The organism is Geodermatophilus sp. SYSU D00879 (assembly GCF_054050375.1).
In genome coordinates, this window is record NZ_JBJGZF010000001.1 from 240,583 (window position 1) to 259,905 (window position 19,323).

Annotated in this window: 25 protein-coding genes; 14 read left to right on the forward strand and 11 right to left on the reverse strand. The window is 75.5% G+C overall.

The window, feature by feature from the left end; all coding sequences use genetic code 11:
• The first annotated feature begins 3 nt into the window (after window positions 1–3).
• Both ACI79B_RS01240 and ACI79B_RS01245 read left to right on the forward strand, forming a co-directional pair.
• Window positions 4–297 (forward strand): 4a-hydroxytetrahydrobiopterin dehydratase, encoded by a 294-nt coding sequence (locus ACI79B_RS01240; protein WP_456926289.1) that lies wholly within the window; start codon window positions 4–6, stop codon window positions 295–297.
• A 55-nt stretch (window positions 298–352) separates the two neighbouring features.
• Entirely contained in the window at window positions 353–820 is a 468-nt protein-coding gene (locus tag ACI79B_RS01245) for an SRPBCC family protein (protein ID WP_456926290.1), read from the forward strand.
• A gap of 74 nt (window positions 821–894) precedes the next feature.
• On the opposite strand, the gene ACI79B_RS01250 is transcribed toward ACI79B_RS01245, so the two are convergent.
• Together ACI79B_RS01250 and ACI79B_RS01255 are read right to left on the reverse strand one after the other, a co-directional pair.
• Window positions 895–1,287, reverse strand: a complete 393-nt coding sequence (locus ACI79B_RS01250; protein WP_456926291.1) for a DUF3037 domain-containing protein — start codon at window positions 1,285–1,287, stop codon at window positions 895–897.
• Window positions 1,284–2,153 carry a HipA family kinase gene (locus tag ACI79B_RS01255; protein ID WP_456926292.1) on the reverse strand — a complete coding sequence of 290 codons (870 nt, stop codon included), beginning with the start codon at window positions 2,151–2,153 and terminating at the stop codon, window positions 1,284–1,286. Before ACI79B_RS01255 ends, ACI79B_RS01250 begins: the two co-directional genes overlap by 4 nt.
• 24 nt (window positions 2,154–2,177) lie before the next feature.
• On the opposite strand from ACI79B_RS01255, the gene ACI79B_RS01260 reads away from it, so the two are divergent.
• Together ACI79B_RS01260 and ACI79B_RS01265 are read left to right on the forward strand one after the other, a co-directional pair.
• The gene (locus ACI79B_RS01260; protein ID WP_456926293.1) at window positions 2,178–2,726 is read left to right on the forward strand and encodes a DUF1990 family protein; all 549 of its coding nucleotides are present in this window, start codon (window positions 2,178–2,180) and stop codon (window positions 2,724–2,726) included.
• Between the two features lie 29 nt (window positions 2,727–2,755).
• Entirely contained in the window at window positions 2,756–3,895 is a 1,140-nt protein-coding gene (locus tag ACI79B_RS01265) for a serine hydrolase domain-containing protein (RefSeq protein WP_456926294.1), read from the forward strand.
• Here the strand turns inward: ACI79B_RS01265 and ACI79B_RS01270 are convergent.
• The 4 genes from ACI79B_RS01270 to ACI79B_RS01285 form a co-directional block, all read right to left on the reverse strand.
• A complete protein-coding gene (locus ACI79B_RS01270; protein WP_456926295.1) occupies window positions 3,892–4,239 on the reverse strand; it encodes an iron chaperone in 348 nt (115 codons plus the stop codon). The genes ACI79B_RS01265 and ACI79B_RS01270 overlap by 4 nt on opposite strands.
• Window positions 4,240–4,313: 74 nt before the next feature.
• On the reverse strand, window positions 4,314–5,057 hold the full coding sequence (locus ACI79B_RS01275) for a hypothetical protein (RefSeq protein ID WP_456926296.1): 744 nt from the start codon (window positions 5,055–5,057) through the stop codon (window positions 4,314–4,316).
• Window positions 5,054–5,956: an ABC transporter ATP-binding protein gene (locus ACI79B_RS01280; RefSeq protein ID WP_456926297.1), complete on the reverse strand. Its 903-nt coding sequence runs from the start codon at window positions 5,954–5,956 to the stop codon at window positions 5,054–5,056. Before ACI79B_RS01280 ends, ACI79B_RS01275 begins: the two co-directional genes overlap by 4 nt.
• Window positions 5,957–5,996: 40 nt before the next feature.
• Complete coding sequence (locus ACI79B_RS01285) at window positions 5,997–6,815, reverse strand: formate/nitrite transporter family protein (protein WP_456926298.1); 819 nt, start codon at window positions 6,813–6,815, stop codon at window positions 5,997–5,999.
• Between the two features lie 23 nt (window positions 6,816–6,838).
• Here ACI79B_RS01285 and ACI79B_RS01290 point away from each other — a divergent pair, with 23 nt between their 5' ends.
• The gene (locus tag ACI79B_RS01290; protein ID WP_456926299.1) at window positions 6,839–7,558 is read left to right on the forward strand and encodes a monooxygenase; all 720 of its coding nucleotides are present in this window, start codon (window positions 6,839–6,841) and stop codon (window positions 7,556–7,558) included.
• Here ACI79B_RS01290 and ACI79B_RS01295 read toward each other — a convergent pair.
• Entirely contained in the window at window positions 7,543–8,073 is a 531-nt protein-coding gene (locus tag ACI79B_RS01295) for an N-acetyltransferase family protein (protein ID WP_456926300.1), read from the reverse strand. The two genes, ACI79B_RS01290 and ACI79B_RS01295, sit on opposite strands and share 16 nt — an antisense overlap.
• An 82-nt stretch (window positions 8,074–8,155) precedes the next feature.
• Here ACI79B_RS01295 and ACI79B_RS01300 point away from each other — a divergent pair, with 82 nt between their 5' ends.
• Window positions 8,156–8,308 carry a hypothetical protein gene (locus ACI79B_RS01300; protein WP_456926302.1) on the forward strand — a complete coding sequence of 51 codons (153 nt, stop codon included), beginning with the start codon at window positions 8,156–8,158 and terminating at the stop codon, window positions 8,306–8,308.
• Between the two features lie 25 nt (window positions 8,309–8,333).
• On the opposite strand, the gene ACI79B_RS01305 is transcribed toward ACI79B_RS01300, so the two are convergent.
• Both ACI79B_RS01305 and ACI79B_RS01310 read right to left on the reverse strand, forming a co-directional pair.
• A complete protein-coding gene (locus tag ACI79B_RS01305) occupies window positions 8,334–8,963 on the reverse strand; it encodes an FAD-binding oxidoreductase (RefSeq protein WP_456926485.1) in 630 nt (209 codons plus the stop codon).
• Window positions 8,964–9,123: 160 nt separating this feature from the next.
• Complete coding sequence (locus tag ACI79B_RS01310) at window positions 9,124–9,735, reverse strand: sulfite oxidase-like oxidoreductase (protein WP_456926303.1); 612 nt, start codon at window positions 9,733–9,735, stop codon at window positions 9,124–9,126.
• Window positions 9,736–9,892: 157 nt separating this feature from the next.
• On the opposite strand from ACI79B_RS01310, the gene ACI79B_RS01315 reads away from it, so the two are divergent.
• The 5 genes from ACI79B_RS01315 (at window position 9,893) to ACI79B_RS01335 (ending at window position 14,484) form a co-directional block, all read left to right on the forward strand.
• A complete protein-coding gene (locus ACI79B_RS01315; RefSeq protein WP_456926305.1) occupies window positions 9,893–10,597 on the forward strand; it encodes a succinate dehydrogenase cytochrome b subunit in 705 nt (234 codons plus the stop codon).
• 11 nt (window positions 10,598–10,608) lie between these two features.
• On the forward strand, window positions 10,609–12,555 hold the full coding sequence (locus ACI79B_RS01320) for a fumarate reductase/succinate dehydrogenase flavoprotein subunit (RefSeq protein WP_456926306.1): 1,947 nt from the start codon (window positions 10,609–10,611) through the stop codon (window positions 12,553–12,555).
• 53 nt (window positions 12,556–12,608) lie between these two features.
• A complete protein-coding gene (locus tag ACI79B_RS01325; protein WP_456926307.1) occupies window positions 12,609–13,328 on the forward strand; it encodes a succinate dehydrogenase/fumarate reductase iron-sulfur subunit in 720 nt (239 codons plus the stop codon).
• A 108-nt stretch (window positions 13,329–13,436) separates the two neighbouring features.
• Window positions 13,437–13,943, forward strand: coding sequence for a winged helix-turn-helix transcriptional regulator (locus ACI79B_RS01330; protein WP_456926308.1), 507 nt, complete (start codon window positions 13,437–13,439; stop codon window positions 13,941–13,943).
• Window positions 13,933–14,484: a PaaI family thioesterase gene (locus ACI79B_RS01335; RefSeq protein ID WP_456926309.1), complete on the forward strand. Its 552-nt coding sequence runs from the start codon at window positions 13,933–13,935 to the stop codon at window positions 14,482–14,484. Before ACI79B_RS01330 ends, ACI79B_RS01335 begins: the two co-directional genes overlap by 11 nt.
• A gap of 82 nt (window positions 14,485–14,566) precedes the next feature.
• Here the strand turns inward: ACI79B_RS01335 and ACI79B_RS01340 are convergent, their stop codons facing one another.
• Together ACI79B_RS01340 and ACI79B_RS01345 are read right to left on the reverse strand one after the other, a co-directional pair.
• Window positions 14,567–15,337, reverse strand: a complete 771-nt coding sequence (locus ACI79B_RS01340) for a glycoside hydrolase family 16 protein (RefSeq protein WP_456926310.1) — start codon at window positions 15,335–15,337, stop codon at window positions 14,567–14,569.
• Complete coding sequence (locus ACI79B_RS01345; RefSeq protein ID WP_456926311.1) at window positions 15,334–15,954, reverse strand: hypothetical protein; 621 nt, start codon at window positions 15,952–15,954, stop codon at window positions 15,334–15,336. Before ACI79B_RS01345 ends, ACI79B_RS01340 begins: the two co-directional genes overlap by 4 nt.
• A gap of 208 nt (window positions 15,955–16,162) precedes the next feature.
• Between ACI79B_RS01345 and ACI79B_RS01350 the strand changes: the two genes are divergently transcribed.
• From ACI79B_RS01350 to ACI79B_RS01360, 3 genes are read left to right on the forward strand one after another with little or no spacing between them, the layout of a single operon-like run.
• Window positions 16,163–17,353, forward strand: coding sequence for an inositol-3-phosphate synthase (locus ACI79B_RS01350; RefSeq protein WP_456926312.1), 1,191 nt, complete (start codon window positions 16,163–16,165; stop codon window positions 17,351–17,353).
• Window positions 17,350–18,264, forward strand: a complete 915-nt coding sequence (locus tag ACI79B_RS01355) for a hypothetical protein (RefSeq protein ID WP_456926314.1) — start codon at window positions 17,350–17,352, stop codon at window positions 18,262–18,264. The genes ACI79B_RS01350 and ACI79B_RS01355 overlap by 4 nt, the downstream gene beginning before the upstream one ends.
• Window positions 18,261–19,283, forward strand: coding sequence for a class I SAM-dependent methyltransferase (locus tag ACI79B_RS01360; protein WP_456926315.1), 1,023 nt, complete (start codon window positions 18,261–18,263; stop codon window positions 19,281–19,283). The genes ACI79B_RS01355 and ACI79B_RS01360 overlap by 4 nt, the downstream gene beginning before the upstream one ends.
• Window positions 19,284–19,323 lie beyond the last annotated feature (40 nt).

Genomic DNA, 19,323 nt, shown 5'->3' on the forward strand with positions numbered 1-19,323 from the left:
GACGTGCCCCGGCCGCCGCGACTGTCCCCCGACGAGGTCGCGGCCGGCCTGCGCGCGCTGCCGCTGTGGTCCGGTGACGTCACCGGCCTGCACCGGACCGTGCAGCTGTCCTCGTTCCGCGCCGCGGTGGAGGCGATCGTCGCCGTCGCCGACGTCGCCGAGGAGATGGACCACCACCCCGACGTCGACCTGCGGTGGCGCACGCTGCACCTCACCCTCGTCAGCCACTCCGCGGACGGGGTGAGCGCGCTCGACCTCGAGCTCGCCCGCCGCATCGACGAGCTGCTCCCGGGGTAGCGCCGGTCCCGCGGAGCACGGGCCGGGGCGGCCTCCCGATCAGGAGATGGTCCCGATGACCGCCGAACTGAGGACGTCCGTCGACATCGACGCCCCGCCCGAGCGCGTGTGGGCGGTGCTCACCGACCTGCCCGCCTACGCGGAGTGGAACCCGTTCGTCACCGAGGCGGGCGGGGACGTCGTCGAGGGGAGCCGGCTGTCCGTCCGGGTGCCGCCGGTGAACGCCCTCGTCCGCTCGGACCTGCGGCCCACGGTCCGGCAGGTGGTCCCCCTCCGCCGGCTGCGGGTGTGGAGCCGGCTGGACCGGCTGGGCGTCCCGGGCCTGTTCTCCGTCGAGCACACCGTGACCCTCACCGACCACGACGGGGGCGTGCGGCTGTGGCAGCAGGACCGGTTCGGGGGCCTGCTGGCCCCGCTGCTCGTCCGGTCCCTGAACCAGCACCGGCTCGCGGCGTTCCACGCCATGGGCGCCGCGCTCAAGCGGCGGGCCGAGGCGACCGGACCGGCGCTCAGCCCTCGGTGAGGGACCCCGTCCCCCTCACCCCTCGCGAGCTCGGGGCGAGCCTCCGGACGCGGCCGGAGCAACCGGACCGGGGCTCAGCCCTCGACCGGCAGCACGAGCAGGCGCAGCAGGCGGTCGGCCTCGGCGTCGGGGTCCTCGGTGAGGCCGGTGTGCACCGGACCGGGCTGGACGACGGTGCTGCGCGGTGCGGTGAGCCAGCGGAACCGGGAGCCCAGCGCCTCCCGGCCCGCGGCGCCGGCGGCGGGGTCGGCGGCGCAGACGTCGGCGGCGGCCTGCAGCGCCCGGCCGATGGCGGCGGGGTCGGCGGTCGGGTCCAGCGCGCGCAGCCGGTCGACGTCGAGGTGCACCCGGCTGCCCAGGTAGTCGCGCTGCCGGCAGTAGACGAGGACGCCGGCGTTGAGCGCCTCGCCCCGCTCCACCCGCGGCACCACCCGCAGGACGGCGTACTCGAAGGTCTCCCGGCTCACCGCTGGGTCACCCCCGGCGGCGGGGGCGGGCCCAGCCACGCCGGCCGGTTCTCCCCGCGCGGCGACCGGCGGCGGCCCCCCGCGCCCGCGGCGGCCGCGGCCACCACGCCGGGCAGCCACGCGTCGCGGGCGGCCAGGCGGGCCAGCAGCTGGGATACGTAGCGCTCCCGGACGGCGGCCGGCGGCTCGCCGGGCTCCGGTCCCTCCAGCCAGTCGTCGGGCACCTGGGCCAGCACGCGCTCCAGCAGCGGCCGGGTGACCCGCGGCGCGAGGTCGGCGTCGGCGGCGCGCAGGTCCGGCGAGCACTCGACCAGCGCGTGCTGGGCGGCGTCGTAGGGGCGGGCGACGGCGGCCGGCGCGCCCGTCCACGAGTGGTGGAAGGTGAGCGCGGCGCCGTGGTCGATCAGCTGCAGCCGGCCGTGCCAGAACAGCATGTTGGGGTTGCGCCAGGACCGGTCGACGTTGCCCACCAGCGCGTCGAACCACAGCACCCGGCCGGCCAGCTCGGGCTCCACCTCGCCCACCCCGGCCTCGAAGTCCAGGGCGCCGGGCAGGTAGTCCAGCCCCAGGTTGCGCCCGGCCGAGCGCTGCAGCAGCTCCTGCACCTCGGGGTCGGGCTCACCGACGGCCAGCTCCGGGACGACGTCCACGGTGACCAGCGCCGGCACCGGCAGCGCCAGCGCGCGGGCCAGCTCGCCGCAGACCACCTCGGCCACGAGCACCCGCACGCCCTGGCCGGCCGCCCGCCACTTGACCACGTAGGTGCCGAGGTCGTCGGCCTCCATGAGCCCGGGCAGCGAGCCACCCTCGCGCAGCGGGGTGACGTAGCGGGTGGCGGTGACGGCGGGCAGCACAGTGCCGGTCAACCTACGCCGGTCCAGACTGTGCCCATGGGCCTGTTCCGGGCCGTGTCGCCCGAGGGCCTGCGCGACGCGCCGCTCACCTATGCCGAGGTCGGCGCCACGCGCGCCGCCGAGCTCCCCGCCGGCTACCGCACCGGCACGTGGACCGAGGTCGTCGGCTCCGGCCGGGCGGCGTTCGAGCGGGTCGCCGCGGCGGTGTTCGCCTGGGCCCCGCAGCGCAGCACCGGCCTGCGGGTGCGCGCGACCGGCCCGCCCGGCGAGGTGGGCACGGTCGTCGTCCTCACCGCGGGGCTGCCGCGGCTGGGCTACGACATCCCCTGCCGGGTCGTCTGGGCGTCGACCACCGGCGACGAGCGCGGCTTCGCCTACGGCTCGCTGCCCGGCCACCCCGAGAGCGGCGAGGAGTGCTTCACCGTCCGGCTCGACCCCGGCGGCGACGTCGTCGCCTCGATCCGGGTGTTCTCCCGGCTGGCCTCCCCCGCCGCCCGCCTCGTGCCGCCGGTGAGCTGGGCCCTGCAGCGGCTGGCCACCGCCCGCTACCGCGCGACGCTGCGCCGGGCCGCCCGCGACCGATGAGCCCGGGCACCCCGGGCGGTCACCCCTGCATGGGTCTGGCCGAGGAGATCGAGCAGGTGGTGTCCGGCGCCGTGGCGGACGGCGCGGTGCCGGGCGCCGCGTGGCTGGTGCGGCGCGGGGACGAGGTGGCCCGCGGCGCGGCGGGCACGCACACCCCGGGCGGGGACGACCCGGTCGCCCCGGACACCGTCTTCCGGATCTCCTCGGTGACCAAACCGGTGGTGGCCACGGCCGCGCTCACCCTGGTCGACGACGGCACGCTGGCCCTCGAGGAGCCGGTGGACCGGCTGCTGCCCGAGCTGGCCGGCCGGCGGGTGCTCGCCGACCCCGCCGACGCGGCCGCCGGCACGGTCGAGGCCCGGCGGGCGGTCACGGTGCGCGACGTCCTCACCTTCCGGCTCGGTCTGGGCATCGACTTCACCGCGCCCTGGCCCACCCCGACCGTCGCCGCGCTCGGCGAGGCGGGCCTGCCCGCCGGGCCGCCGGCGCCGCAGGCCGCTCCCCCGCCGGACGAGTGGCTGCGCCGGGTGGCCGGCGTCCCGCTGGCCCACCAGCCCGGCGAGCGCTGGCTGTACCACACCGGCGCGAGCGTGCTCGGCGTCCTCGTGGCCCGCGCCGCCGGCCGGCCGCTGCCCGAGGTGCTCGCCGAGCGGGTGCTGGTCCCGCTCGGGATGACCGACACCGGTTTCGGCGTGCCGGCGCCGGCCCGCGGCCGGTTCGGCCCGCACTGGACGCCGCCGGACGAGCACGGCGAGCGGCAGGTCCACGACCCCGCCGACGGCCAGTGGGCGTCCCCGCCGCCCTTCCCCGACGGCGGGGACGGCCTGGTCTCCACCGTCGACGACCTCGGCGTCCTCGCGCGGGTGCTGCTCGCCGGCGGGGAGCCGGTGCTGCGCGAGCCGACCGTGCGCGCGATGCTCACCGAGCAGGCCGGCCCGGTCGACGACGAGGGCGGCGGCTGGGGCCTGGGCCTCGGCGTCCGGCGCAGCGACGAGCCCGGCGGCCGGCACGCCGGCTCCTTCGGCTGGGACGGCGGGCTGGGCAGCACGTGGTGGACCGACCCGGTCACCGGCACCACCGCGGTCCTGCTGACCAACCAGATGTGGTCCTCGCCGACGCCGCCGGCGGTGTTCGACGCCTTCCGCGCGGCCGCCTTCGGTCCCCGCTAGGCGCGCCGGGCCGCCACCGCCGCGGCCACCCGCTCGACGAGGTCCTCGGGCACCGGGCGGCGGTAGGGCAGGTGGACCGCGTCCCTGCCCGAGCGGTGCGGCGCGACCTCGGCCTCCAGGTCGCCGTCGAACACGGGCACCGGGTAGAGCGCCGCGTGCCGCTTCCACGCGGCGTAGTGCAGCCCGTAGCGGCTGCCGAGCATCGCGGCCGGCATGCCGTAGCGGATCGTCTCGGTGGCCCCGGGCATGCCGCGGAGCACGGCGGCGCGCACCCGCCCGAGCGCCGTCCGCGCCTCCTCGGGCAGGGCCGCCAGGTACTCCTCGACGGTGGCGGGGACGGGCATCGCGGGCTCCTCGGGCTCGGGCGGCTGCGGGGATGCTGCCCGGGCGACCGGTCCCTGCGCCAGGCGTCGCGACGCTAGACGTCGCGGCGCTCGACCAGGCCCGCGCCCAGCACCCAGGCCCCGACCGCCCACGCCGCCGACACCGCCAGGCCCATCTGCCAGCTCGTGGGGACGGCGAGGAAGGACTCCTCCCCCACCCGCAGCGCCGGCAGCGCCTGCGACAGCAGCTCGGCGGTCCGCCCGCCGGCCAGCGCCAGCGCGGGCGGGGCGACGAACACGAGCGCGACGCCCACCCCGAGCGCACCGGCGGTCGAGCGCAGCACCGCCCCGAGGCCAGCGGCGAGCACGGTCACCAGCACCGCGCCGGCCACCTGCAGGCCGGCCGACCGCAGCACGTCCGGGTCGCCCAGGGGCACGCCGCCGGGCACCGCGACCAGCGTCCGCGCGGCCAGGGCGCACGCGGCCACCAGCAGCGCGGTGAGCAGCGCCGCCCAGGCCGCGACGACGGCCGTCTTGGCCACCAGCAGCCGGGTGCGGCGCGGCGCGGCGACCAGCGAGGACAGCGCCATCCCGCTGCCCAGGTCGGAGGTCACCGCGAGCACCCCGAGGACGACGAGCACCACCTGGCCGAAGGCGAACCCGATCAGCGCGACTCCGACCGCGGCGTCCGCGTCCGGCGCCGTCGGTGTGGTCGCTGCGGCCAGCCACCCGAACGCGCCGACGACGAGCAGGTACACGGCGCTGCACCACCAGGTCGAGCGCAGCGTCCGCAGCTTGGTCCACTCGGCGCGCAGCACCGCCACCGGGCCGACCCTCACGCCGCACCCGCCCGGTACTCGACGTCCTCGCCGGTCAGCTCCAGGTAGGCCGCCTCCAGCGAGGCGACCACCGGCGTCAGCTCGTGCACCGGCACCCGCGCGGCGAAGGCGACGTCGCCCACCGCGGCCGGGGCCAGGCCCTCCACCCGCAGCGCGCCGTCGGTCTCCAGCGCCACCCCGGCCCCCGCCCGGCGCAGCGCGGCGGCCAACAGCGGCACCTGCGGGCTGCGCACCCGCACCGCGGCGTGCCGGCCGAGGAGGTCGGCCATCGGGACGTCGGCGAGCAGCCGGCCGCGGCCGAGCACGACCAGGTGGTCTGCGGTGTCCTCCATCTCGCTCATCAGGTGGCTGGACACCAGCACCGTGCGGCCCTCGTCGGCCAGGTCGCGCAGCAGCCCGCGCACCCAGCGGATGCCCTCCGGGTCCAGGCCGTTGACCGGCTCGTCGAGCAGCAGCACCTCGGGGTCGCCGAGCAGCGCCGCGGCGATGCCGAGCCGCTGCCCCATGCCCAGCGAGAAGCCGCGCACCCGCTCGTGCGCCACCGCGCCGAGGCCGACCAGCTCGACGACGTCGTCCACCCGCGAGGCGGGCAGGCCGTTGCCCTGCGCCAGCGCGAGCAGGTGCGCGTACGCGGTGCGGCCGGGGTGGCGCGCCCGCGGGTCCACCAGCGCGCCGACCCGCCGCATCGGCACGTCGAGGGCACGGTAGGGCACGCCGAGCACCGTCGCCGTCCCGGCGGTGGGCCGGGTCAGGCCGAGGACGCAGCGCATCGTCGTCGTCTTGCCCGAGCCGTTGGGGCCGAGGAAGCCGGTCACCCGGCCCGGGTGCACGGTGAAGCTGACGTGGTCGACGGCGACCCGCGCCCGGTAGTGCTTGGTGAGCCCGTCGACCTCGATCACGCCGACAGTGTGGCGACCGGGGGCCGCAGAGCCCGGCAGGCTAGTCCCGGGCGGCCGCGGCGCGTTCCCGCTGGAGCAGCTCCTTGCTGCGCACCAGCCGCAGCAGGGTGACCACGATCAGCCCGCCGGCCATGTTGAGCAACGTGACGTACCAGAACCAGGCCAGCCAGTCGCCGTAGCCGAACGGCGCGGTGCCGGTGTGGAGGGCGCCGAAGACCAGCAGCGAGTCCAGCACCGAGTGGAACAGCTGCAGCCCGGCCAGGACGAACGCGCCGGCGAACGCGGCGACGATCTTGGCGCCGTCGGCGGAGGTGCCGTTCTGCATGCGGGTCATCAGCGTGATGACGACGCCGCCGAGGAAGGCCAGGCACACCGCGCGCAGGTCCAGCGGCGACTCGACGAAGTGCCGCGCCGACTCCACCACGGTCGGCCCCAGCTGCGGGAAGCCGTGCACCACCACCCACATCGCCAGCCAGCCGCCGACGAGGTTGCCCGCCAGCGTCCCGGCCCACAGCCGGCCCAGCTGCGACCAGCTCGCCCGGCCGGCGACGACGGCGGTCACGGGCAGCAGGAAGCCCTCGGTGAACAGCTCGCTGCGGGCCAGCAGCAGCGCGACGAAGCCGACGCCGAACGCCAGCCCCGCCAGCAGGTGGCTGCGGGTCTCGGCGTAGACGGCGAGCAGCGCGAGGACGCCGATCGCCACCTCCAGGCCGCCGGCGAGCCCGGTGGTGAGCACCTCCCGCCAGGTGCGGTGCAGCCGCTGCGCGCCCTGGCTGACCACCCGGTCGAAGGCCTGGACGACCTCGTCCTCCGCGGGCGCGTCGGTGTCGCCGAGCTGGATCCGCCGCTGGTCGGTCACCGCGCGCACCTACCCTCGGCCGCGTGCGTCCATCCGAGCCCGGGCCGGTGACCCTGCACCTGTGGGGCGTCCCCGGCCGCGCCGTGCCGCGGGCGGTGCTGCGGATGGCCACGGTCCGCCCGGCGCTCGCCCGCCTGCCGGGGCTGCGGTTCGCGAAGCTCCTGGGCACCGGTGACGGGCGGACCTTCACCGTCCGCGACGCCGACCCGCGCCGCTGGGGCCTGCTGGCGGTCTGGGACGACGACGCCGCCGCGGACGGCCTCGACGACTCCCCCGTCGCCGCCAGCTGGCGGCGGATCGCCGACGAGGAGTGGTCGGCGCGGCTGCGCCCGCTCGCGGCGCGCGGGCTGTGGTCGGGCCGCGAGCCGTTCGGCCGGCCGCGGCCGCAGCGCTGGGACGGGCCGGTGGCCGCGGTGACCCGGGCGCGGCTGGTGCTGCGCCGGGCGGCGCGGTTCTGGTCGGCGGTGCCGCCGGTGTCGGCGGACCTGCACCGGGCGCCGGGCCTGCGCATGGCCGTCGGCATCGGTGAGGCGCCGCTGGGCCTGCAGGGCACCTTCAGCGTCTGGGACTCCGCGGCGGCGCTCAACGCCTTCGCCTACGACCGCCCCGAGCACGCCGCGGTGGTCCGGCGGACGGCGCAGGAGGGCTGGTACGCCGAGGAGCTGTTCGCCCGCCTGGCGGTGCTGTCCACCCGCGGCACCGTCGACGGCACCGACCCCGCGGCGGGCTACAGCTCCACGTAGAGGTGGATCTCCTCGCGGTCGTCCCCGGGGGCGAGCCGGATCGCGCCGGGCATCCGGCCGAACTCGCGGTAGCCCAGCCCCTGGTAGAAGCCCTCGATGCCGTAGCCGCCGCGCACGGTGAGGTGCAGCATCTCCAGCCCCAGGTCGCGGGCGGCCTCGTGCACCCCGGTCATCAGCGCCCGGCCCAGCCCCTGGCCCTGGTGGGCCGGGTGGACCTGCACCCGCAGCACGGTGGCCCAGTGCCGGCGCAGGGGGCTGACCGACAGCGACAGCACCGCCCAGCCCGCGAGCTCGCCGTCCGCGCGCAGCACCACGACCCGCTCGCGGCCCTGCGCCACCCGCTCGAGCAGGGCGTCGAGCACCGGCGCGACGTCGTCGCGGGTGACCGGGGGGACGAAGCCGACCGCGCCGCCGGCGTTGGAGACGTCGGTCCAGCAGGCCAGCAGGGCCTCGCGCAGCTCCGGACCGACGTCCTCGACGGCGGTGGCCACGGCAGACGGCACGGCGCTCGGCATGCCCCCGATCATCGTCCGCGACGCGCGGCACCGACCGCCCGGCCCCTGGACCCCGGCCCGCCCGCGGGCCAGGCTCGCCGGCATGACCGACGCTCCCGGCCCCGTCCCGGTCCCCCGCCCCGCGGACGACGAACTGCGCGTCCCGTTCTGGATCGTGCTCGCCGGTGTGGGCGCCGGCGCGTTCTGGGCCCTGGCCGGAGTGGCCCTCGGCTCCTGGCTGCGCTCCCGCCGCTGAGACGCCGGACAGGCCGCGGGGGGCGTCAGCCCGACGAGCCGCTGGGACCGAAGCGCTCCACCCGGACGTCCGGCTCCGGCACGCCGAGGCCGACCAGCAGCTGGCTGGCCGACTCGGCGAACGGCGTCGACCCGCAGACGTAGGCGGTCTGACCCGGCTCCCACAGCGGCACCAGGTCCGCGGCGGTCAGCCGCCCGGCCGGGCGGATGCCCGAGGGCTCGCGGGTGGTGACCACCAGCGCCCCGCCCGCCCGCAGCTCGTCGGCGTAGGGCAGCTCGGCCAGCGTGCGGGTGGAGACGGCGATCCGCAGCAGGTCCTCGCGGCCCAGCTCGCGGGCGGTGCGCAGCATCGACACGAACGGCACGACGCCGGTGCCCCCGCCCACGAGCAGCGCCGGCTCGTCGCCCTCCCAGACGAACCAGCCGCCGATCGGCCCGCGGACCTCCAGCTCGTCGCCGAGCTCGACGACGTCGGCGAGGTAGGTGGACACCTCGCCGTCGTCGAGCCGCTCGACCAGCAGCTCGACCAGCGGGTCCCCCGGCGCCGACGCCAGCGAGTAGGACCGCTGGGCCCGGTAGCCGTCCTCGGCGGTGAGCCGGACGACGTAGTGCTGGCCGGCCAGGTGGTCGACGCGGTCGGGCACCTCCAGCCGCAGCCGGACGGTGCGCGGGGTGGGGCGCTCGACCTCGCGGACGGTCGCCGTGCGCCAGCCGCCGGCGGGCGCCCGCCGCCGCAGGCGAGGTGAGGGATCCGTCGGCCCCGCTGCAGGGTCCCGCCGCGAGCCTGCGAGCGGTGGGGGGCAGCGGGGTCCTTCGTCAATCACCCTGGTACCGCTGCTCGCGCCACGGGTCGCCGCGGTCGTGGTAGCCGTTCTGCTCCCAGAACCCCTGCTGGTCGCGCTGCAGGAGGGTCAGCCGGGTGACCCACTTGGCGCTCTTCCAGAAGTACAGGTGCGGCACGAGCAGCCGCACCGGGCCGCCGTGCTCGATCGGCAGCGGCTTCCCGTCGAACTCCCAGACGATCCACGCCTTGCCGCCGGTGACGTCCTCGAGCGGCAGGTTGGTGGTGTAGCCGGTCTTGGACGTCGCGATGACGAAGTGCGCGTCGGCGGTGGGGCGGGCGGCCTCCAGCAGGGTGTCCACGCTGACGCCGGCGAAGTGCGTGTCGAACTTCGACCACGTGGTGACGCAGTGGATGTCGCCGCGGTAGTCCGAGGCCGGGAGCCGGTGGACGTCGTCCCAGGTCCAGGTGGTCGGGTTCTCCACCCGGCCGTCGACGGTGATGCTCCAGGTCTCCGGCGCGATGCGCGGGGTGGGCTCGGCGGTCAGCACGGGCCAGTCGCGGCCGACGTCGTACTGGCCGGGGGGCAGTCGCGGGTCGCGCTCGCGCCGGCTGCGGCCGAGGAAACCCCTGGTCGGTCCTGCCACGCGTCCTCCTCCGATGGGGGGTGGGTGTGCCGACACGCTCCCACGCCCCGGCAGGCGGACACCAACGTCCTGACCAGGGCTGAGGGTTCCCTTACGAGAGGTGAGTCACGTCGTGTTCACATGGCCGACACGGGGGCATGGAGCCTAACTTTGTGCCGTGGTGACGGTGACGAACTCGGGCCAGCGGCGGACCCCGAAGGTCGCGAAGACCAGCTCGGTCGCGAAGAAGGCCGTGATGGCGGTCAGCGGGATCATCCTGGTCCTGTACTTGATCGCGCACATGGTCGGGAACCTCAAGCTCTTCGCCGGCGCGGAGACCTTCAACGGCTACTCGGAGTGGATCCGTCGCATCGGCGAGCCGGCCGTCCCGGGCCAGACGGTGCTGTGGATCATCCGCGTCGTCCTGCTGGTGGCGGTGGTCGCCCACGCGTGGGCCGCGATCTCGCTGTGGCGGCAGGCCAAGCGCGCCCGGCCCACCCAGTACGTGGCCCGCAAGGCGGTGGCCCAGAGCTACGCCTCGCGCACCATGCGCTGGGGCGGCGTGATCCTGGCGCTGTTCATCGTCTACCACATCCTCGACCTCACGCTGGGGGTCGCGAACCCCGAGGGCCACGACTCCACGCCCTACGACCGCGCGATCGCCGGGTTCTCCAACCCGTTCGTCACCCTGGTCTACGTCGTCGCGCTGCTGGCCCTGGGCTTCCACCTGCGGCACGGCATCTGGAGTGCCACCCAGACGCTGGGGCAGAGCAACAAGACGCGCGAGCGGACCGTCAACGCGTTCGCCACCGTCTTCGCCGTCGTCCTGACCGCCGGGTTCCTGATCCCGCCGCTCAGCGTCCTCGTCGGCATCATCGAGTAGGAGCACTCCCCATGGCCCTCGACCTGTTCACCGTCGGCGACCCGATCGCCGACACCAAGGCCCCCCGGGACGTCCCGATCGGCGAGCGCTGGAGCGAGCGCCGCTTCCGGGCGAAGCTGGTCAACCCGGCCAACCGCCGCAAGCTGACCGTCATCGTCGTCGGCACCGGCCTGGCCGGCGGCTCGGCCGCCGCCACGCTCGGCGAGGCCGGCTACAAGGTCAAGTCGTTCTGGTACCAGGACAGCCCGCGCCGGGCGCACAGCGTCGCCGCGCAGGGCGGCATCAACGCCGCCAAGAACTACCGCAACGACGGCGACTCGGTGCACCGGCTGTTCTACGACACGGTCAAGGGCGGCGACTTCCGCGCCCGCGAGGACAACGTGCACCGGCTGGCCGAGGTCAGCGTCAACATCATCGACCAGTGCGTCGCCCAGGGCGTGCCCTTCGCCCGCGAGTACGGCGGCCTGCTGGACAACCGCTCCTTCGGTGGCACCCAGGTGTCGCGGACGTTCTACGCCCGCGGCCAGACGGGTCAGCAGCTGCTCTACGGCGCCTACCAGGCCCTCGAACGGCAGATGGCGGCCGGCACCGTCGAGCAGTTCGCGCGCACCGAGATGCTCGACCTGATCGTCGTCGACGGCCGGGCCCGCGGCATCGTGGCGCGGAACCTGATCACCGGCGAGATCAGCACGCACTTCGCCGACGCCGTCGTGCTGGCCACCGGTGGCTACAGCAACGTCTTCTACCTGTCCACGAACGCCAAGGGCTCCAACGCCACGGCGATCTGGCGGGCGCACAAGCGGGGCGCGCTGTTCGCCAACCCCTGCTACACGCAGATCCACCCGACCTGCATCCCGGTGCACGGCGAGTACCAGTCGAAGCTCACGCTGATGAGCGAGTCGCTGCGCAACGACGGCCGCGTGTGGGTGCCCAAGGAGCGCGGCGACACCCGCGACCCGCGGCAGATCCCCGAGGACGAGCGCGACTACTACCTCGAGCGGATCTACCCCTCGTTCGGCAACCTGGTCCCCCGCGACATCGCCTCGCGGCAGGCCAAGAACGTCTGCGACGAGGGCCGCGGCGTCGGCCCCAACGGCCTGGGTGTGTACCTCGACTTCGCCGAGGCCATGCAGCGCCTGGGCCGGCCGGCCATCGAGGCCAAGTACGGCAACCTCTTCGACATGTACGCCCAGATCACGGGTGAGGACCCCTACGAGGTCCCCATGCGGATCTACCCGGCCGTGCACTACACGATGGGCGGTCTGTGGGTCGACTACGACCTGCAGTCGAACATCCCCGGCCTGTTCGTGATCGGCGAGGCCAACTTCTCCGACCACGGTGCGAACCGGCTCGGCGCCAGCGCCCTCATGCAGGGCCTGGCCGACGGCTACTTCGTGCTGCCGAACACGATCAACGACTACCTGGCCTCCGGCCCGTTCGACAAGGTCGACCCGCAGCACCCGGCCGCCGTCGAGGCGCTCGAGGGCGTCCGCGCGCAGACCGAGAAGCTGCTGTCGATCAACGGCACCCGGACCACGGCCTCCTTCCACCGCGAGCTCGGCCGGCTGATGTTCGACCTGTGCGGCATGGAACGGTCGGAGGAGAGCCTGCGCAAGGCGCTCGACCGGATCCCCGAGATCCGGCAGGAGTTCTGGACCAACGTGAAGGTCCCCGGCGAGGCCGGGCGCTTCAACCAGAGCCTGGAGCACGCCGGCCGCGTCGCCGACTTCATCGAGCTCGCCGAGCTCATGTGCGTCGACGCGCTGCACCGCAACGAGAGCTGCGGTGGTCACTTCCGGGCCGAGAGCCAGACCCCCGACGGGGAGGCCCTGCGCGACGACGAGAACTTCGCCTACGTCGCGGCCTGGGAGTGGACGCCCGAGGGCGTCCCGCCGGTCCTCCACCGGGAGGACCTGGAGTTCGAGTACGTCCACCTCGCCCAGCGGAGCTACAAGTGATGAACCTCAAGCTGCGTGTCTGGCGTCAGCGGAGTGCGGCGGAGAAGGGGAAGATGGTGACCTACGAGGTCACCGACGTCTCCCCGGACATGTCGTTCCTCGAGATGCTCGACGTGCTCAACGAGCAGCTCATCCTCGACGGTGAGGACCCGGTCTCGTTCGACCACGACTGCCGCGAGGGCATCTGCGGGTCGTGCGGCGTGATGATCAACGGCCGCGCGCACGGCAACGGCCTGTTCGACAACCACCCGCAGACCACCACGTGCCAGCTGCACATGCGGTCGTTCAAGGACGGCGACACGATCGACATCGAGCCGTGGCGGGCGACGGCGTTCCCGGTCATCAAGGACCTCGCCGTCGACCGGTCGGCCCTCGACCGGATCATCCAGTCGGGCGGCTACATCAGCGCCCCGACCGGCACCGCCCCCGAGGCGCACTCGATCCTGGTCGCCAAGAAGGACTCCGACGCCGCCTTCGACGCCGCCACTTGCATCGGCTGCGGCGCCTGTGTGGCGGCCTGCCCGAACGCCTCGTCGATGCTGTTCACGGCCGCGAAGGTCACGCACCTGGGGCTGATGCCGCAGGGCCAGCCCGAGCGCAACGACCGCGTGGTCAACATGATCCACCAGCAGGACCTCGAGGGCTTCGGCGGCTGCACCAACATCGGCGAGTGCTCGGCGAGCTGCCCCAAGGGCATCTCGATGGAGAACATCTCCCGGCTCAACCACGACCTGCTCGGCGCCCTGCGCGCCGGCGCGCGTCCCAAGAGCTGAGCCCGGCACGTTCCGCCGACGGGCGGGGACTCCTCACGGGGTCCCCGCCCGTCGGCGTCTGCGGGGCCGGCGGTGGCGCCGGGTCGGTTCGAGGTGCAAACTGACGGCGTGACCGCGCTCTACGACCTCGCGGACCTGCCCGGCCGCCCGTGCACCATCGCCGCCGCCCTGGAACTGGTCGGCGAGCGGTGGTCGCTGCTGGTGGTCCGGGAGGTCTCGCTGGGCAACCACCGCTTCAGCGACATCGCCCGCGGCACCGGGGCGCCCCGGGACCGGCTGACCGCGCGGCTCAACGCCCTGGTCGCCGCCGGGGTGCTCGAGCGCCGGCAGTACAGCGACTCGCCGCCCCGGTCGGGCTACCACCTCACCGCGTCCGGCCGCGACCTGCTGCCGGTGCTGCAGGCGCTGCTGCAGTGGGGCGACCGCTGGGCCGCCGAGGATCCGCCGGTTCGCTTGCAGCACGCGCCGGCCGGGCACGAGGAGCACACCGTCGACGCCGAGTGGGTGTGCCGCACCTGCGGCGAGCCGGTCAACTCCTCGCGGGTCGAGCGGGTGCTCACCCCCGCCGGCCGCGCGCTGTCCGGGCTGCCGGCGACCGAGACCCATGAGCACTGAGGCCGGCACCGGCACCGACCCCGTCACCGGCGCGCCGGCCGGGTGGGGCGAGCCCCGCTCCCGGACGGTCACCTGGTTCGACCCGGTGGTCACCGCGGCCGGCGGCCGGGAGCGCTCGGGGCTGGAGACGCTGGAGGCCGTGCGCGACGGCGTGCTGCCACCGCCCCCGATCGCCCAACTGCTGCAGATGGACCTGGTCGCCGTCGAGGAGGGCCGGGTCGAGTTCGCCTGCGCCGTCGACGAGTCGGTCTACAACCCGATCGGCGTCGTCCACGGCGGGCTGGTCTGCACGCTGCTGGACTCCGTCGCCGGCTGCGCGGTGCACACCACGCTGCCGCACGGCGTCGGCTACACCTCGATCGAGCTCAAGGTGACCTACCTGCGCGCGGTCACCCAGGCCAGCGGGCCGCTGACCGCCGTCGGCACGGTGGTCAAGCCCGGCCGCCGGGTCGCCTTCGCCGAGGGGCAGGTCACCGACGCCGCCGGCAAGGTGGTCGCCACGGCGTCGAGCTCGCTGCTGGTCTTCCCGCTGCCGGTCTGAGTCAGCGGCGGCGGATCCGCACGACGACGCGGTGGGTGCGGCCGGACACGGCGGGCGACGGTAGCGGCGCGACCGCCCGCGGTCACCCGGTTCCCCGGCTCCCCCGGAACCGGTCGACGACGAGCTCGGGGACGACGTAGGGCTCCCCCGGCACCGCCTTCTCCGGGAAGTCGAAGACGGCGACCATCGACTGCAGCGGGTAGTCCGGGGTCACCGCGACCTCGCGCACCGCCCGCCCGTCCACGGAGAACGCGGCGCCGTCGGGCCGCCAGTCGACGGCGTAGGTGTGCCAGTCGGCGACGTCGATGCCGGGCCGGGGCGCGGCGAAGTCCTCGGCCAGCCGCGGGTCGCGGAAGGGGTGGGTGCCCATCCCGACGGCGGCGCCCTCGACCGGGTCGACGGCGTCGCCGAACACCTCCATGACGCACAGCTCGCCCGAGCGCTCCGGCGCGTCCTCCAGCCCGACCAGCCACCAGGCGACCATCGACCGCGGCGTCACGGTGGCGCGGGCGCGCACCTCCAGCCGCCCGTACCGCGGCGTCCAGCCCCAGTGCGCCGGCTGCTCCTCGCGGACCACCGCCCCGGGCCGCACCGGCTGCTGCCCGACCGTGCTGCCGACCGGCCCGGAGAACACGCCGGACTGGATGCCCGACACCCGCAGCGGCGGGTGGTCGTCGGGGCACCACAGGGGCGTGTCGTCCGGCAGGTACAGCCGCAGGCAGGAGTCGCGGACCTCGTAGCAGGCCGCCGTCGCCGCGCGGGAGCTCCACTGCGGCAGGTAGTGCGGGACCCAGACGTCGCGGTCGAGGTCGTCGCCGTCGAAGTCGTCGACGAACTCGCCGGGGTCGCTCATCGCGACTGCAGCGCGTCCAGCGCCACGGCCATGGACGCGGCGACGCGGAAGTCCAGCCGAGGGTCGGGGACGGTGACGTCGTAGCGGTCGCGGACCGACTTCCGCCGCTCGACGACGAGCACCGGCTGCCCGGTCGCGGTGTCGACGAAGTCGAAGTGGAAGACGAACGGCACCCAGACGTCGCCGAGGTACGGGATCAGCTCCCAGACCCGCCGCAGGATCGCGATGAACGGCCGCCGCTCCCGGCCGACGGCGGTCAGCCCCGGCACCGAGAGGTCCCACGTCGAGCGCAGCAGGCTGGCGCCGAACCGCTTGCTGAACGTGCCGAGCGGGCGGCCCTGCTCGTCGAGGACGTCGTGCTCGGCGTGCACGTCGAGGCGCTGGCGGGCGCGGAAGGAGAAGACCGGCCGGGTGCGCTCCTCGTCGGCGGTGAACAGCACCTCCTCCTTGAGCTTGAGCCGCTTCTGCTGCGCCATGGCCAGCAGCTCGCCCTCGGTGCCGTCCGGGCCGACGGCGCGGACCTCGTAGCGGTTCACCATCACGGTGATCCGCTGCCGGACGGCGAAGCGCGGGACGACCATCGCGGCGCGGGGCTCGTCGGCGTACGGCACGGTCACGGCGGCACCTCCGGGCTCGGGTCCTGACCCCCATCGTGGTCCCCGCGTCCAGAGACACGCCGTGCGCAACCAGGTAGAACACGAGAATCTCGTCCTCACCAAGCGAGTGCACAACCGCTGTGCCAGGGTCGGCCCCAGGGGGAGTGTGTCCACTCACACAGGTGCGGAGGTCGTGGTGTCGCAAGGGTCCCGTCGCGTCGGCGTCGCTGTGGTCGGACTCGGGGGTGCGGTCGCCACGACCGCCGTCGCCGGGCTGGAACTGCTCCGGATCGGGGCCGCGGGCACCGACGGGCTGCCGCTCGCCGGGCTGGAGGTGGCCGGCGGGCCGGTCGAGGCGACGACGGGCCTGGCCGGCTACGACGCCCTCGTCGTCCGCGGCTGGGACCTCGACGGCTCGGACCTGCGCAAGGCCGCCGAGCAGCACGCGGTCCTCGACTCCCGGCAGCTGGAGCAGGTCGGGCCGGCGCTGTCCGCGCTGACCCCGTGGCCCGCGGCCGGCGACGCCGACTTCTGCCGGAACGTCACCGGCGGCAACGTGGTGCTCGCCGAGACCCGCCGCGACCAGGTCGACGCCGTCCGCGCCGACCTGCGGCGGTTCCGCGAGGAGGAGTCCCTCGACGGCCTGGTGCTGGTCAACCTCGCCTCGACCGAGCGCTGGCCCGACCCGACGGCGCCCGCGCTGCAGACGGTCGAGGCGTTCGAGACCGGGCTGGACGCCGACGACCGCGCGATCACCCCGGCGATGGTCTACGCCTACGCCGCGATCGCCGAGGGCGTCGGGTACGTCAACTTCACGCCGTCGCTGGCCGCCGACGTCCCGGCGCTGGTCGCCCTCGCCGAGGCCCGCGGCGTCCCGGTCGCCGGCAAGGACGGCAAGACCGGCCAGACGATGATGAAGACCGTCCTCGCGCCGGCGTTCCGCGCCCGCTCGCTCACCGTCGAGGGCTGGTACTCCACCAACATCCTCGGCAACCGCGACGGGCTGGCCCTCGACGACCCCGACTCGCTCAACAGCAAGCTGCAGACCAAGGGCAGCGTCCTGGACTCGATCCTCGGCTACCCGGTCGAGGACCACGTCGTCCGGATCGACTACTACCGGCCGCGCGGGGACCAGAAGGAGGCCTGGGACGCCATCGACCTGGTCGGCTTCCTCGGGCAGCGGATGCAGGTCAAGGTCGACTTCCAGTGCCGCGACTCGATCCTCGCCGCCCCGCTGGCGCTGGAGCTCGCCCGGCTCACCGACCTCGCGCAGCAGCGCGGCGAGGGCGGGGTCCAGCGGCAGCTGGGCTGGTTCTTCAAGGCCCCGATGACCGCCGACGGCAGCGTCCCCGAGCACGCGTTCCACACGCAGGAGGCGACGCTGCTCGACTGGCTGGCCGCCGGCACCCCCGCGCGGTGACCGGACTCGACTCCCGGGGGACGCTCACCGCGCTGGCCGGCCTCCGGCCGCTGCTGGCCGAGATCGGCGACGCCAAGCGGGTGCGCGTCGCCGGCCGGCCCGGCTCGCTCGCCGAGCAGGCCTTCGCCCGGGCCTGGGCGCGGCTGGTGGCGGGTGAGGACGTCGCCGACGTCGCGGAGTCGGAGACGGCGGCCGCGGTCGCCCGCGCCCGGCTCGCCGGCATCGACGCCGGCGTGCTGACCGCCGCCGGGCTCTCCGCCGACGAGGCGCTCGCGGTGCTGCGCCGCGGCTTCGACGAGGTCGCCGGGCCGCTCGACGCCGGGCTGCGGGACCGGCTGCGCGCCGCGCTCGGCCCGCTGCCCTCCCCCGGCTCCCCGCCGGACCTGGCCCCGGCGCTCAACGCCCAGCCGCGGGCCGGCGCGACCGCGCCGGGCAGGCCGCGGATCGTGGTCGAGCCGCCGGAGAGCCACGGCGACCACTGCCTGACCGTCGCCGTCTACGGGGTGCTCGTGGCTCCGGTGGTCGGCGCCGACCCGGTCGCGCCGTTCCTGCTGGGCCTGGCCCACCACCTGCACAACGTCGTCCTGCCCGACGCCGGGTTCGCCGGCGAGGTGCTGCTCGGCGACGCGCTGGACCGGGTGGTGGCCACGCTCGAGGAGCGGGAGCTGGCCGCGCTGCCGGACGCGCTGGCCGGCCGGGTGCGCGGGGTGCTGGCGCTGCGGCCGGGCGCCGACGTGCCCGAGGCGCGGGCCTTCCACGCCGCCGACGTGCTGGACCGGGTGCTGCAGGTGCACCACCACGCGCGGGCCGCGGCGTTCACCTCCGCGCAGGCGCTGGAGGACCTCGAGCTCGTGCACGCCGGTCCGGTGCAGGCCTACCACCTCGACGTCCTCGCGGCGGCCGGGCTGTGACTCTCGCGGTCGATGCCCCCGTCGTCGACGGGATCCCGTTCGCCCGCGCCGGCCGGGACGACCTGCGCGCGGAGGTCGCCGGGCTGGTGGCCGCCGGGGAGACCGACCGCGCGCGGGTGCTGCTGCTCGCCGACGCCGACGACTGGTGGACCGCGCCGCCGCCCCCGCCCGAGCAGCTGGCGCTGGTCCCCTTCGCGCGCACGCTGCGCGAGGCGATGGCCCTGCTCGGCATGGGACGGGTCGCCGACTACTTCGCACACCGCTGGTCGGACCCGACCCACCTCGCCGGGCTGGCGCTGCTGCAGGCGCACTGGCCCGGGGACCGGCCGGTGGTCGACGTCGCCTGCGGGATCGGCGCGCACCTGCGCGAGCTGGCCCGCCGCGGGGTGCGCGACCTGCTCGGGGTCGACGTCGTCTGGGCCAAGCTGTGGCTGGCGCGGCGGTTCGTCTGTCCGTCGGCGCGCTACCTGTGCGCCGACCTCACCGCCGCGCCGTCGCCCGCCGTCGGCACCCCCGCGTACGTCATGTGCCACGACGCCTTCTACTTCCTCCGCGACAAGCCGGCCGCCGCGGCGGCGATGCACGCGCTGGCCGGGGACGGCGGCACCGTCGTCGTCGGGCACGCGCACGTCGCCGACCCGCACGGGGAGCCGCTGCCGCCGGAGGGCTACGCGGCGGTGCTCGGCACCGACCTGCTCTACGACGACGACGAGCTGACCCGCTCGCTGCTCGAGGGCCGCCCGCCGCGGCCGGCGCCGCCCGCGGACCTGCGCGCCAGCGAGGCGGTGGCGCTGGTGGCCGGGGACCCGCTGTCTCCCGCGCCGGCCGACCTCGGCGAGCCGCTGCCGCCGCTGTCCCCCAACCCGCTGTACCGCGACGGCTTCCTGACCTGGCCGAACGAGCGCTACGCCGTCGAGTACGGGCCGCGCTCGGGCCACCTGCCGCCGCTGTGGCCCGACCCGCTGCCCGCCGACGCCGCCCGCCGCCGGCTGCTGGTGGACCTGCCGGAGGCGTGGTGAGCGCCCGGCCCTCCCCGCGAGATCGGCGGTCTCGTGGCGA